The organism is Bradyrhizobium sp. T-12 (genome assembly GCF_058314695.1).
Genome location: NZ_CM177756.1, coordinates 5,104,353 through 5,117,573 on the forward strand (window position 1 = coordinate 5,104,353; position 13,221 = coordinate 5,117,573).

General features: G+C 64.1%; 11 protein-coding genes. 2 read left to right on the plus strand and 9 right to left on the minus strand.

Going from position 1 to position 13,221, the window contains the following annotated elements; translation table 11 throughout:
* Positions 1-142 precede the first annotated feature (142 nt).
* Positions 143-991, plus strand: coding sequence for a hypothetical protein (locus tag AC0WRY_RS24390; RefSeq protein WP_491121348.1), 849 nt, complete (start codon positions 143-145; stop codon positions 989-991).
* Between the two features lie 104 nt (positions 992-1,095).
* On the opposite strand, the gene ahcY is transcribed toward AC0WRY_RS24390, so the two are convergent.
* The 3 genes from ahcY to AC0WRY_RS24405 form a co-directional block, all read right to left on the minus strand.
* A complete protein-coding gene (ahcY, locus tag AC0WRY_RS24395; protein ID WP_211419808.1) occupies positions 1,096-2,517 on the minus strand; it encodes an adenosylhomocysteinase in 1,422 nt (473 codons plus the stop codon).
* Positions 2,518-2,591: 74 nt separating this feature from the next.
* Positions 2,592-3,788, minus strand: coding sequence for a methionine adenosyltransferase (gene metK / locus AC0WRY_RS24400; protein ID WP_097664730.1), 1,197 nt, complete (start codon positions 3,786-3,788; stop codon positions 2,592-2,594).
* A gap of 61 nt (positions 3,789-3,849) precedes the next feature.
* A complete protein-coding gene (locus AC0WRY_RS24405) occupies positions 3,850-5,205 on the minus strand; it encodes a hypothetical protein (RefSeq protein ID WP_194403337.1) in 1,356 nt (451 codons plus the stop codon).
* A gap of 172 nt (positions 5,206-5,377) precedes the next feature.
* On the opposite strand from AC0WRY_RS24405, the gene AC0WRY_RS24410 reads away from it, so the two are divergent.
* Positions 5,378-7,096: a caspase family protein gene (locus AC0WRY_RS24410; RefSeq protein WP_491121351.1), complete on the plus strand. Its 1,719-nt coding sequence runs from the start codon at positions 5,378-5,380 to the stop codon at positions 7,094-7,096.
* 208 nt (positions 7,097-7,304) lie between these two features.
* Here AC0WRY_RS24410 and AC0WRY_RS24415 read toward each other — a convergent pair whose 3' ends face one another.
* The 6 genes from AC0WRY_RS24415 to AC0WRY_RS24440 all read right to left on the minus strand — a co-directional run bounded on the left by AC0WRY_RS24415 (position 7,305) and on the right by AC0WRY_RS24440 (position 13,178).
* Positions 7,305-8,423 carry a cobalamin-independent methionine synthase II family protein gene (locus tag AC0WRY_RS24415; RefSeq protein ID WP_211419811.1) on the minus strand — a complete coding sequence of 373 codons (1,119 nt, stop codon included), beginning with the start codon at positions 8,421-8,423 and terminating at the stop codon, positions 7,305-7,307.
* Between the two features lie 24 nt (positions 8,424-8,447).
* A complete protein-coding gene (locus AC0WRY_RS24420) occupies positions 8,448-9,164 on the minus strand; it encodes an ABC transporter ATP-binding protein (RefSeq protein WP_194403340.1) in 717 nt (238 codons plus the stop codon).
* Positions 9,157-9,912 (minus strand): ABC transporter ATP-binding protein, encoded by a 756-nt coding sequence (locus AC0WRY_RS24425; RefSeq protein ID WP_128918270.1) that lies wholly within the window; start codon positions 9,910-9,912, stop codon positions 9,157-9,159. The genes AC0WRY_RS24420 and AC0WRY_RS24425 overlap by 8 nt, the downstream gene beginning before the upstream one ends.
* Positions 9,909-10,937, minus strand: a complete 1,029-nt coding sequence (locus AC0WRY_RS24430; RefSeq protein ID WP_211419812.1) for a branched-chain amino acid ABC transporter permease — start codon at positions 10,935-10,937, stop codon at positions 9,909-9,911. The genes AC0WRY_RS24425 and AC0WRY_RS24430 overlap by 4 nt, the downstream gene beginning before the upstream one ends.
* Positions 10,938-10,945: 8 nt before the next feature.
* Positions 10,946-11,815: a branched-chain amino acid ABC transporter permease gene (locus tag AC0WRY_RS24435; RefSeq protein ID WP_028143352.1), complete on the minus strand. Its 870-nt coding sequence runs from the start codon at positions 11,813-11,815 to the stop codon at positions 10,946-10,948.
* A gap of 184 nt (positions 11,816-11,999) precedes the next feature.
* Positions 12,000-13,178, minus strand: coding sequence for an ABC transporter substrate-binding protein (locus AC0WRY_RS24440; protein WP_491121355.1), 1,179 nt, complete (start codon positions 13,176-13,178; stop codon positions 12,000-12,002).
* Positions 13,179-13,221 lie beyond the last annotated feature (43 nt).

A 13,221-nucleotide genomic window follows, 5' to 3' on the forward strand; every position in this document is an offset into this window, starting at 1 on the left:
GCCGATAGCACATCAGATGACATAATAGCGCAGCCACGCAAGGGAGGGCAGTGTTGACGGTCCCGTAGCGCCGACTACTATAGGTGGTCTTTTTGCCTACGCACAGTCTTTGATTTTCAGTCATAATCTGTTGGGGGGCTTCATGTTTGGCAGCAACGTGTTGGATATCGCGATTGGCCTGATTTTCACTTTTCTGACCGTCAGCCTGATCGCCAGTACGGTCACGGAGGCACTGTCCTCGGCCATGTCCTGGCGGGCGAACACACTGTTCGAAGGCGTCAAGAAACTCTTGAACGATCAGAACTTCACTGGGCTGGCAGTGGACATCTACAACCACGGCCTGGTGAACAGTCTTTCGAGTGGCACTGCAACCGCTGGCACCAGTCCGCCGATCAAGCCGTCCTACATCGATCCGAAGCTGTTTGCGTCCGCCCTGACCGACGTGGTCAACCTCAACCCCGCCCAGACGCTCACCGAGCTGAAAGCGAGCATAAGCACGGTTCAGGATCAGCAACTGAAGGACGTTCTCAACGGAATCGTCGACCGCACGAACGGCAATTTCAGTCAGGTTCGCGATGAGATCGCCTCCTGGTTCGATCAAAGCATGGAGCGGGTCTCGGGCTCGTACAAGCGCAAGACACAACTATGGTCGCTCATCATCGCTTTCGTTGTCGCGGTCGCGTTGAATATCGACACGGTCAAGATTGCCGCGACGCTCTGGGATCAGCCGATGTTGCTCAAGGGTATTTCGCCTCAGCCTGGCGCGACTGCGCAACAGGCACTTGCGCAATTGGAACAGCTCAAGCTGCCTTTCGGCTGGAGCAACGGCGCCCTTGGCAATTTCTTCACGGGCCTGAACTGGGCCTTCGTCATCCCGGGATGGCTCATCAGCGCGATGGCCGCGCTGTTCGGCGCGCCATTCTGGTTCGATACGCTGCAAAAATTCGTGCAATTGCGTGGCACCGGGCCCGACCAAAAGAAGCAATCTTGACCGGCTTGCCGCCTGCGGGCCCCGCATAGAGCAATGGCCGGGCTTGCGCCCGGCCATTGTCGATTCGACGATTTCAGTCTCGTCAGCGTTCAGGACGCTGCGTCTCAGTAGCGGTAATGATCCGACTTGTACGGGCCTTCCTGCTTGACGCCGATGTAGTCGGCCTGGTCCTTGCGGAGCTCGGTGAGCTTGACGCCGATCTTGGCGAGGTGCAGGCGGGCGACCTTCTCGTCGAGGGTCTTGGGCAGCACGTAGACTTCCTTCTTGTACTTGCCGTCCTTGTTGTTGGCGAACAGCTCGATCTGCGCCAGCGTCTGGTTGGTGAACGACGCCGACATCACGAAGGACGGATGGCCCATCGCGTTGCCGAGGTTCACGAGGCGGCCTTCCGACAGCATGATGATGCGGTGCTTGTCGGGGAATTCGATCTCGTCGACCTGCGGCTTGATGTTGGTCCACTTCAGGTTACGCAGACCCGCGATCTGGATCTCGTTGTCGAAGTGGCCGATGTTGCAGACGATGGCACGATCCTTCATCGCGCGCATGTGCTCGATGGTGATAATGTCCTTGTTGCCGGTCGCGGTGACGAAGATGTCGGCGCGGGGCGCGGCGTCTTCCATGGTCACGACCTCGTAGCCTTCCATCGCCGCCTGCAGCGCGCAGATCGGATCGACTTCCGACACCATCACGCGGCAACCGGCCTGGCGCAGCGATGCGGCCGAGCCCTTGCCGACGTCGCCGAAGCCGGCGACCATCGCGACCTTGCCCGACATCATCACGTCGGTGCCGCGGCGGATGCCGTCGACCAGCGATTCACGGCAGCCATAGAGGTTGTCGAACTTCGACTTGGTGACGCTGTCGTTGACGTTGATCGCCGGCCACAGCAGCGTGCCCGCCTTCTGCATGTCGTAGAGACGGTGCACGCCCGTCGTGGTCTCTTCGGACACACCCTTGATGCTCTCGGCAATCGCGGCGAAGTAGCCCTTCGGCTTCTCCTTGAGCTGCTTCTTCAGCAGCGCGAAGAAGACTTCCTCTTCTTCCGAACCGGGCTTGTCGAGGAAGGCGGTATCGCCCTTCTCGGCGCGCAGACCGAGATGGACGTACATGGTGGCATCGCCGCCGTCATCGAGGATCATGTTCGGGTGACCGCCGCCGTGCCAGTCGAACAGCTTTGCGGTGTAGTCCCAGTATTCGGTCAGCGTCTCGCCCTTGACGGCGAAGACTGGAATGCCGGCGGCCGCGATCGCGGCGGCAGCATGGTCCTGCGTCGAATAGATATTGCAGGAGACCCAGCGAATGTCGGCGCCGAGCGCGGCCAGCGTCTCGATCAGCACGCCGGTCTGGATCGTCATGTGCAGCGAGCCGGCGATGCGGGCGCCCTTCAGCGGCTGCTTCGGGCCGTACTCCTCGCGGGTGGCCATCAGGCCGGGCATCTCGGTCTCGGCCAGCGAGAGCTCCTTGCGGCCGAAATCGGCGAGCGAAATGTCCTTGACGATGTAATCGGTGAAGCCGGGCTTCGCGTTCATAGGGGGTTCCTGTCTGTTTGGCTCGTCATTCCGGGCTCGCCGCCGTCGCGGCGCCCCGGAATGACGCAAGTGACTTAGAGCGCGCGCTTGAGCTGCTCGACGAGGTCGGTCTTCTCCCAGGAGAAGCCGCCCTCATTGTCGGGCGTGCGGCCGAAATGGCCATAGGCCGAGGTGCGCGCGTAGATCGGACGATTGAGGTCGAGATGGGTGCGGATGCCGCGGGGCGTCAGATCCATCGCCTGCGCCGCGGCCTTCTCGAGCTGCTCCTCCGGCACCTTACCGGTGCCGTGGGTGTCGATGTAGATCGACAGCGGACGCGCCACGCCGATGGCGTAGGCGAGCTGCAGCGTGCAGCGGTCGGCAAGACCGGCCGCGACGATGTTCTTGGCGACGTAGCGCGCTGCATAAGCCGCCGAGCGGTCGACCTTGGTCGGATCCTTGCCGGAGAACGCGCCGCCGCCATGCGGGGCCGCGCCACCATAGGTGTCGACGATGATCTTGCGGCCGGTCAGGCCGGAATCGCCGTCGGGACCGCCGATGAAGAACTTGCCGGTCGGGTTGATGTGCCAGATCGTCTTCGGCGTGATCCAGTCCTTCGGCAGCGCCTCGCGCACATAGGGCTCGACGATGTCGCGGATCTGCTTGGACGAGATGTCCTCGACCAGATGCTGGTGCGAGACCACGATCTCGCGCACGCCGACCGGCTTGCCGTTCTCGTACTGCACGGTGACCTGGCTCTTGGAGTCCGGTCCGAGCACCTTCTCCTTACCGGAGTGGCGCGCTTCGGAGATCAGGCGGAGGATCTTGTGGGCGTAGAAGATCGGCGCCGGCATCAGATCGGGCGTCTCGTTGGTGGCGTAACCGAACATGATGCCCTGGTCGCCCGCGCCCTCTTCCTTGACCTCGCCCGGCTGCAGCGCATCGACGCCCTGGGCGATGTCGGCCGACTGCGGATGCAGCAGGATCTCGATGTCGCAGGTCTTCCAGTGGAAGCCTTCCTGCTCATAGCCGATGTCCTTGATCGCGCCGCGGACGACGCCCTCGATCTGCTCGTTGGTCACCGACTTCGGACCGCGGGTCTCACCCGCGATCACCACCTTGTTGGTGGTCGCGAGCGTCTCGCAGGCGGCGCGGATCTGCCAGGGGTCGATGCCGGCCTTCGGCCCTTCGCGGTAGAACAGATCGACGATCTCGTCGGAAATGCGGTCGCAGACCTTGTCCGGATGACCCTCGGACACGGACTCGCTGGTAAAGAGATAGGACGCGCGCATCAGTAACCCCTTGTTCCGCCGCTAAGCCGGCGGGCGTTTGCGATGTTTACCTGTGGAGATGTCAATCACGCCGGCGCGAGATGACGTAGGATTCGTCGAGAAACCAGAGCCCATTGTACTTTCGCAGCACGTCCCTGGCGGCATCCAGAGTGCGGCCGTTTTGAGTCATTTCCGTCAACCGGTCGTCCTCAATCTGAGCGACATACACCGCCGCATTCCACGCTGCAAAGGCCGTCGAGGTTCCGATCGTCCCGGTCACCTCGTTGGGCAGCGCTTCCATATCATACCTGAAGATCGAGCGGTTATCCGCATATGCATTAAAATTTAAGTCGCGGCCCACCGATCCCAGTTCATACTTAACGGCGCGCAATAGCTCATGACGGCTCACCGCGAAAGGATTTTCTCCGGGCCAGATCGCCTGGATCATTTCCATGCCTGGATCCTGGCCATGGGAGTGGATCCCGATCAGCCGCCCGCCCGGCCGCAGCGCCCGCGCCAGCGGTGCGATGATCCGCTTGGCCCGGAAGTTGACCGAGGACAAAGCGCGGTAGGGCTGGGACGCGATGACGAGGTCGAAATTGGCTTCGGTCTGGCCGGGCCGAGGAATGGTCGAATCCAGCAGGAACCTGTGATCCTCGCGATACAGCACCAGAACGACGGGCCGCTCGTAAAGCGGCATGGCGGTGCGCGGGCTGATCGCGGCGCGCCAGTTCTGCTCCAGGAAGGGCCGGAGCTCAGCGATCTGCTGCTCGAACTCGCCCGACGAGGCGCCCCGCAGCGGGACCTCGTGCCAGACGGTCGCTGCCGCCGCCGCGGGCGATGCCGGCGTGAGCCAGGGCGCTTCCGAGTAGAACATGTTGGTGAAGACGAACACCGACGCCGGATGCTCGAAAATGCGGTCCGGCACCTTCTCCAGCGTCAGGCGCAGGTCCTCGAGGCTGAGCTCCTTGCCGGCGACGTAGAACGGCATGTGAGGATAGCGCTGGTGCGTTGCGCGCAGCACCCGCGCCAGCACCGTGCCGTCGCCGACGCCGGCGTCGAAGATGCGCAGCGCGGGAGGGCGCGGATGGATCGAGGCGAGCTCCAGCGCCACCCGGTCCGCGACCACCCGTTTCTCGCTGCAGGTGTGGACGAACAGCAGGTATTTCTGCCGGTTCTCGAAAAAGCGGAAATTGCCGCGCGGATCCCGCTTTTCCGGCGGCACCTGAAGCCCCCGCGGCGGCGGCAGGCCACCGGTCGTCGATGCCGCGATATAGGCCTGGATCCGCTCCAGCGTGTCGATGGTGATGCGCTTGCCCTCGCGCAGGCGATGCACCAGCTTGCCATCGTTCACCGCGCGCCGGCCGAACGTCGATTCCGCCATGTCCGCCGTGCGGCAGAACTCCGTGATCTGGCTCAGGATTTCGTCGTTCTTCATGGATGGGATGCGGTGGGCAGACGGAGTGGGACGCATTCCCTAGCAAAATCTGCCCACCGAGGGAATAGGGCATCTGGGCTTCTCCCGCCCTGTTCGCGCCGCCGCGGGCGGATGAACCCCGCCGGCCCGCCGGGCAACAAACAGGCGCTTCTCCTCTGACGGAGCCATCGCCATGCGCCGCCTGCTCGTCGCGCTCACTCTGCTCACAGCATTCCTGTGGTCCGCGCCCGCGGGCGCGCAGGCACGCAACCAGCTTGGGCCGCTCTGCACCACCGACACGACGCCGGCCGACAAGATGATCGATGCCTGCAACAAGATCATCGCGTTGAAGGTGTTTCGGGGCGAGCAGCTTGCGACGATCCATTTCTGGCGCGCGGTCGGCTGGAACAAGAAGGGCGACTATTCCAAGGTCATCACGGACGCCACCGAAGCGATCCGGCTCCATCCGAGCCAGGCGGCCTACAATCTCAGGGGGTCGGCCTATTACGACAAGGGCGACTACGAGATCGCGATCAGCGATTTCGACGACGCGCTGAAGCTCGGACCGCCCAGCGGCACCATCTTCCACAATCGCGGCAACGCCTGGCGTGGCAAGCACGACTACGCCAAGGCCATTGCCGACTACGACATGGCGATCAAGGCCGATCCGAAATCGGCGTTCTCGTTCCAGAACCGCGGCATCTCGAAGCAGGCACTCGGCGATCTCGACGGTGCGCTCGCCGACATCAACCAGGCGATCCGGCTTGATCCGTCGCTGCCGCAGCCGCTGATCAACCGCACCGCGATCTGGCGCGCCAAGGGCGATCTCGATCGCGCCATCGCCGATGGCAGCGAGGCGATCCGGCTCGCCAGGGACAAGTTGCCGGCCAACATCATGACGCCGCCGAACAGCGTGCTGATCTCAGGCTACACACACCGCGCGCTGGCCTATGAAGCCAAGGGTGACTACGCCCGCGCGCGCGACGACTACAACGCGACACTGGCGATCGTGGCGTCCGACGCCGGCAGCAAGGCCAACCAGGCCACTGCCAAGGTGCGGCTGTCGCTGGTGACGGACGCGAGCGCCCCGATCCCGCGCGATGCGCCCTCACCGACGCCGCAACCGGCGATGACTCCTGCCGCGCAGCAGACCGGCGCGGCACCGGCCGCCTCGCCCACTCCGGCCATTCGCGGCGCCCGCATGGCGCTGATCATCGGCAACGGCGCCTATGCGCATGTCAAGGCGCTGCCCAATCCAGCCAACGACGCGCGCGCCGTCGCCAGAAGCCTGCGCGACATCGGTTTCACCGTGTCGGAGGGTATCGATCTGGACCGTGCCGCGATGCAGAAGATGACGCGCGACTTCCTGCGCGAGGCGGCCCGGGCGCAGGTCGCGGTGGTCTATTATGCCGGCCATGGCGTGCAGGTCGACGGCCGCAACTATCTCATTCCCGTCGACGTCGCGCTCAAGCCGGGCACGGCCATGACGGACGCGATGATCGACATGGACACGATCATGGCCGGCCTCGACGACCAGGTGCGCACCAACATCCTGATCTTCGATGCCTGCCGCAACAATCCGATGGCGCAGCAGGTGGCAAGCGCCGGCACCAATCGCGGCATCGAAGGCGCCTCGGGCCTCGCAGCTCCGACCAGCCTCGGTAGCGGCGCGACATTGGGAGCCGGCACGCTGATCGCCTTCGCGACCGCGCCGGGCCAGGTCGCGCTCGACGGCGAAGGCGCCAACTCGCCGTTCTCCGCCGCGTTGTCCCGCCATATCGGCACGCCAGGGCTGGAGGTACAGCAGATGCTGACGCGGGTGCGAGCGGAGGTGGTCTCGTCCACGAAGAACAAGCAGGTGCCGTGGTCGAACTCGTCGCTGCTGGGCGAGGTGTATCTGGCGGAGAAGTGAGGGCGGGCTTTTGCGTCGTGACGTCCAGGATCGCGGAGCTATCAGCCACCTGCCCGGTGTCGTCGCCCGACTTTGATCGGGCGATCCAGGACTCCGTGACGGCCGCGCCTTATCGAGCGGCCGCGGCGTACTGGATTCCCCGCCTTCGCGGGGAACGACAGTGAGTGTGTGGAGAGGCCTCGCCTCTACGCAAGCGACAATGCGAGGCTTACTGGCCCCACACTTCCTTGGCGATCTCGACCGCGAGGCTGAGCTTGGCCCACTGCTCTTCCTCGGAGAGGATGTTGCCCTCCTCGGTCGAGGCGAACCCGCATTGCGGAGAGAGCGCGAGCTGCTCCAGCGGCGCGAACTTGGCGGCTTCCTCGAGGCGGCGCTTGATGTCGTCCTTCTTCTCGAGCTCGCCGAACTTCGAGGTGATGACGCCGACCACGACGACCTTGTTGCCCTTGGGCAGGAAGCGCAGCGGCTCGAAGCCGCCGGCGCGATCGCTGTCATATTCCAGGAAGTAGCCATCGTAATTGGTGCCGGCGAGCATGGTTTCGGCCACCGGCTCGTAGCCGCCCGAGGAAATCCAGGTCGAACGGAAATTGCCGCGACACACATGCGTCGTCACCACCATGTCGGCGGGCTTCTCGGCCAGCGCGTAGTTGATGATGCGTGCATAGATCTGCTGCAGGCCGTCCGGATTGTCGCCGCGCTCGCGCGCCTTCTGCAATTCCTCCTGCGAGCAGAGGTATGCCCACACGGTGTCGTCGAACTGCAGATAACGACAGCCAGCGTCGTAGAACGCCTTGACGGCTTTGCGATAAGTCTTGCCGAGATCCTCGTAGAAGGCCTCGAGATCGGGATAGACGTCCTTGGAGATCGACTTGCGGCCGCCGCGGAAGTGCAGCACCGCGGGCGACGGGATCGTCATCTTGGCGGTGACGTGGGCCTGATCGGCGACCTTCTTCAGGAAGCGGAAGTGGTCGAGCATCGGGTGATCGGCGGGGAAGTCGAGCTTGTCGATCACGCGCACCGCATCGTGACGGGTCTGCACGCCCGCGAACTGGATGCCGGCGTCAGGATGGAACAGCTCGCATCCCGTGAGCTTGGCCAGGAAGTCGAAATGCCACCAGGAGCGGCGGAATTCGCCGTCGGTCGCGAGCTTCAAGCCAACCGAGGCCTGCTTGTGCACGACCTTCTCGATCTCCATGTCCTCGATCTTGCGCAGATCGTCAGCCGAGATCTCGCCCTTCTCGAGCCGGCTGCGGGCTTCCTTGATCTTGGCCGGACGCAGGAGGCTGCCGACCTCGTCGGCGCGGAAGGGGGCTTTGGTTCGCTGCATGTCTTACTCCCTGGACATTTTAGTTTAGTGGGCCGCCGCCCCGGCGACGCCGAGATGGCGTTCCAGGACCGAAGGGTCGGCCTTCAGCGCGGCGCTCGGAGCGTCGTGGACGATCGTTCCGCGCTCCAATATCACAACGCGGTCGGCGAGCCCCAGAATCTTTTGTGCATTCTGCTCGACGATGATCGAACAGATGCCGCCCGCCCGGGTGATGGTCCCGATCGCCTTCAAGAGCTCCTCGACGATGATCGGGGCAAGGCCTTCGGTCGGCTCGTCAAGCAGCAGCACTTTCGGGTTCAAGGTCAGCGCGCGGCCGATCGCCAGCATCTGCTGCTCGCCGCCGGAGAGCTGGTTGCCAAAATTGCTCCGCCGCTCCTTCAGCCGCGGGAACATCTCGTAGACCCTCTCGACCGTCCAGGGGCCAGGCTGCGCCACCGCGGTCATGTTCTCCTCGACCGTGAGGGAACGAAAGATATTGCGCTCCTGCGGCACCCAGCCGATGCCGGCGCGCGCGCGCTGGTCGGGCCGCAGGCTCGTGACGTCGGTGCCGGCGAGCGCGACCGAGCCGGAGAAGCGGCGCGTGACGCCAACGATGGAGTTGATCAGCGTGGTCTTGCCGGTGCCGTTGCGGCCGAGCAGCGCCAGCACCTGCCCCTCGGCGAGCCGCAAGGACATGTTGGGCAGCACCACCGCCTCGCCATACCCGGCGCGCAATGCCTCGATCGCGAGCAGGTCAGACATTGACCGCCTCCTCGCCGAGATAGACCGCCTTGACCTGCGGATCGCGCGCGACCTGCTCGGGCGGGCCTTCGGTCAGCAGCGCGCCAGAGACCAGCACCGAGATGCGGTCGGCGAAGGAGAAGACGAGGTCCATGTCGTGCTCGATCAAGAGCACGGTGACGTCGCGCGGCAGCGCGCCGACCACGGCGAGAATATCGTGACGCTCGCTCTCGGGCACGCCGGCAGCGGGCTCGTCGAGCAACAACACGCGGGGCTTGGCCGCAATCGCGACCGCGATCTCGAGCAGGCGCTGCTTGCCGTATGGCAACGTCACCGTCTGCTCGTTCATGACGTCGAGCAAGTGGAAGCGCGAGAGCAGATCGGCGATCTCGCCATTGACGTCGCTGCGCGTCCCCATCCGCCGCCACCAGTCGCCGCCATGGCCGAGACGCTCGGAAACGGCAAGGCCGATGGTTTCGAGCGGGGTCAGGTCGGGATAGAGCTGGTTGATCTGGAAGGTGCGCGACAGGCCGCGCAGCACGCGCTTGTGGACGGGCAGATCGGTGATGTCCTGGCCTTCGAGCAGGATGCGCCCCGAGTTCGGCTTGAGTACGCCGGTGAGCTGGTTGATCACCGTGGTCTTGCCGGCGCCGTTCGGACCGATCAGCGCGTGGCGGGCACCCTGCTCGATCCTCAAGGACAGATCGCGAGTGACGCGCAGGCCGCCGAACTGCTTTTCGAGATTTTGGGTTTCGAGCGCGATGGTCATGAATCGCTCTCCGGCACGGCAACGACCGCTTTACGTCCCGCAACCTGCCTGATGACCAGGTTGGGCACGTACAGCACCCAACGATGCAGGCGCTGGCGGCCGATCAACACGATCAGAACCAGCACGAGGCCGATCCAGAACTGCCAATATTGCGGGGTGATGGTGGAGAACAATTCCTGGAGCATGCGGAAGATCACCGCGCCGATCAGCCCGCCATAAAGATAGCCGGTGCCGCCGATGACGAGCACCAGCATCAGGTCCGCCGAACGTTCGAAGGCGAAGACGTCGAGCGAGGCGATCGCCGTGGTCTGGGTGAACAGCGCGCCCGCAATGCCGGCATAGAAGGCCGCCAGCGTGTAGATGGCGATCAGGCGGCGGTTGACGGGGATACCTATCGCCGCTGCCCGCAGCGGATTATTCTTGATCGCGCGCAGAGACAGGCCGAACGGCGAATGCACGACGCGGCGGGCGAACAGGAACAACAGGAACAGGACAGCCAGCGAATAGAAGAAGCCAGCCTTGCCGAACATGTCGAACGGAATCTGGCCGAAGATCGGCTGCATCTCGATGCCCTGCAGGCCGTCGGTGCCACCGGTGATGTTGGAGAAGCGTTCGGCGAGTGCTTCCAGCAGCAACGCGATGCCGAGTGTCACCATCAGGCGCGTCAGGTCGACGCCGCGGATCACAAGGAAGCTGGTGGCAAAGCCGAGCACCATTGCGGCAAGGCCGGCGACGATCAACGCGAGCACGGGCTCGTTGATGATCCCGTGCAGCGCGAGAAGCCCCGCCGCATAGGCACCGACGCCGAAGAAGGCGGCGTGGCCGAGCGAGACGATGCCGGCATAGCCGAGGATGAGATCGAGCGACATCGCGAACAACGCGAGCCGCAGGATGTCGGTCATGATCAGATAGCGCGTGGGAAAGACGAAGCCACAGGCCAGCACGATCAGCCAGAAGGCGGCTTCTCCGTAAGTCCAGCGTGCCTGGCGCTGGGCGTGATATCCGACGTCGGAAGCAGCGCTCATCGGCAAACTCAACGCGCGGCCGTGCGGCCGAACAGGCCGTTCGGGCGCCAGATCAGGATCACGATCATCATGGTGTAGATCACGAAGGGGCCCATCTTCGGCACGTAATATTTGCCGGCGACGTCGCCAATGCCGAGCAGCAGCGAGGCCAGGAACGGGCCTGTTATCGAGGAGGAGCCGCCGACGGTCACCACGATCAGGAAGTAGATCATGAACTTCAACGGGAAATACGGGTCGAGGCCAAGGATCTCGGCACTCAGCGCACCGCCGAGACCGGCGAGTCCGCAGCCAAAGGCAAAGGTGAAGGCGAACACCTGCGGCACGTTGATGCCGAGGCCGCTCGCGGCGCGCGGATCATCGACCGCGGCGCGCAACCGGCTGCCGAAGCGCGTCTTGGCCAGCACCATCTGCAGAGCGATGGTGAGCAGGCCGCAGATCACGATGATCATCAGGCGGTAGCGGCCGATGCCGACGCCGAACAGGTCGAACTGGCCCTGCAGCGCTGCCGGCAGGTTGATGAAGACGCGCGATGATCCCTGGATGTAGTCGACGGCGGCGACCGACATGAACGTAAGACCGATGGTGAACAGCACCTGGTCGAGATGGCTGCGCGTATAGAGGTGGCGGTAGAGCGTGCGCTCGAGCGCGATGCCGATTGCCGCCGACGAGACGAAGGCGAGCGGCAGCGCGGCGAAGAACGGCCAGCCCATCCGGTTGACGAGCACCATGCAGACATAGCCGCCGGCCATGGCGAAGGCGCCGTGCGCGAGGTTGACGAAGTTCATCAAGCCGAGCGTAACCGCAAGCCCGCAAGCGAGCACGAACAGCAGCATGCCGTAGGCAACGCCATCGAACAGGTTGGTGAGGATGGAGGTCATCGTGTCAGCTTGGAGTTACTCGTCTCGTCATGGCCGGGCTTGTCCCGGCCATCCACGTTCTTGTCTGGCCGTTCTCTTCTTGGGCTTTGCGTGGATGCCCGGAACAAGCCCGGGCACGACGCTGGAGTGGGGCGAAATCCCGGATGCGCGCGAAGCGCGCTCCGGGACGACGCGCTTTCGCGCGTCACTTCTTGGTCTTGCCGAGATCCTTGACCGCCTCGAAGGTCGCGAACTCGACGTTGTAAAGTTCGCCGTCAACCTTCTCGACCTTGCGGATGTAGATGTTCTGCACGATGTCGCGGGTCTCGGGGTCGATCGAGATCGGGCCGCGCGGGCTCTCCCACTTCTGGCCCTTCATGGCTTCGACCAGCTTGGTGCCGTCGGTGTCGCCATTCGTCTTCTTCAGCGCTTCGTAGATCAGGTGGATGCCGTCGTAGCCGCTCACCGCCATGAAGCCCGGACGATTGCCGAACGCCTTCTTGTAGGCTGCGACGAAATCCTTGTTCATCTGCGAGGGGTGCGCCGCGGAGTAGAGATGTGCGGTGACCGTGCCGAGCACGGCGTCGCCCATGTTGTTGAGCAGGTCGTCGTCGGTGACGTCGCCCGGCCCGATCACCTTGATGCCGGCCTTGTCGAGGCCACGCTCGGCATACTGCTTCATGAAGTTGCCGCCCTGGCCGGCCGGCACGAACACGAAGATCGCATCGGGCTTGGCGTCCTTCATGCGCTGCAGGAACGGCGCGAAGTCGGGATTGGCGAGCGGCGTCTTGACTTCTTCGACGACCTCGCCGCCACCCGCGGTGAAGTTATGCTTGAAGAAATTGAGCGCGTCATTGCCCGGCGCATAGTCCGAGGTCAGCGTCGCAACCTTCTTGATGCCGTTCTTCACGGCCCAGTCGCCGATGATGGTCGAGGACTGCGCCAGCGTGAAGCTGGTGCGCACGATATAGGGCGAGCGCTCGGTGATGATCGAGGTGCCGGCCGCCATCACGACTTCCGGGATCTTGGCCTGCGTTGCCAGCGGCGCGGCCGCGAGCGCGGCCGGCGTCACGCCGAAGCCGGCGATGAAGTTGACCTTGTCGTTGACGATCAGCTCCTGCGCCGCGGTCTTGGTCTTGTCCGGAATCGCAGCGTCATCCTTGAGGATGATCTCGATCTTCTTGCCGGCGACGGTGTCGCCCTTCTGCTGCATGTAGAGCTTGATCGCGTTCTCGATCTGCTTGCCGGTCGAGGCCTGGCCGCCTGTCATCGGCAGGATCAGACCGACCTTGACGGTGTCCTCGGCCTTGGCCGGCGCGACGGCCGCGAAGCTTGCGATGGCGGCCGCTGCTGCGGCGCGCGAAAAGATCTTGCGTTCGAACATCAAATGTCCCTCCCCTTCATTCCTGCGTTCTTGTGAGCCGGAC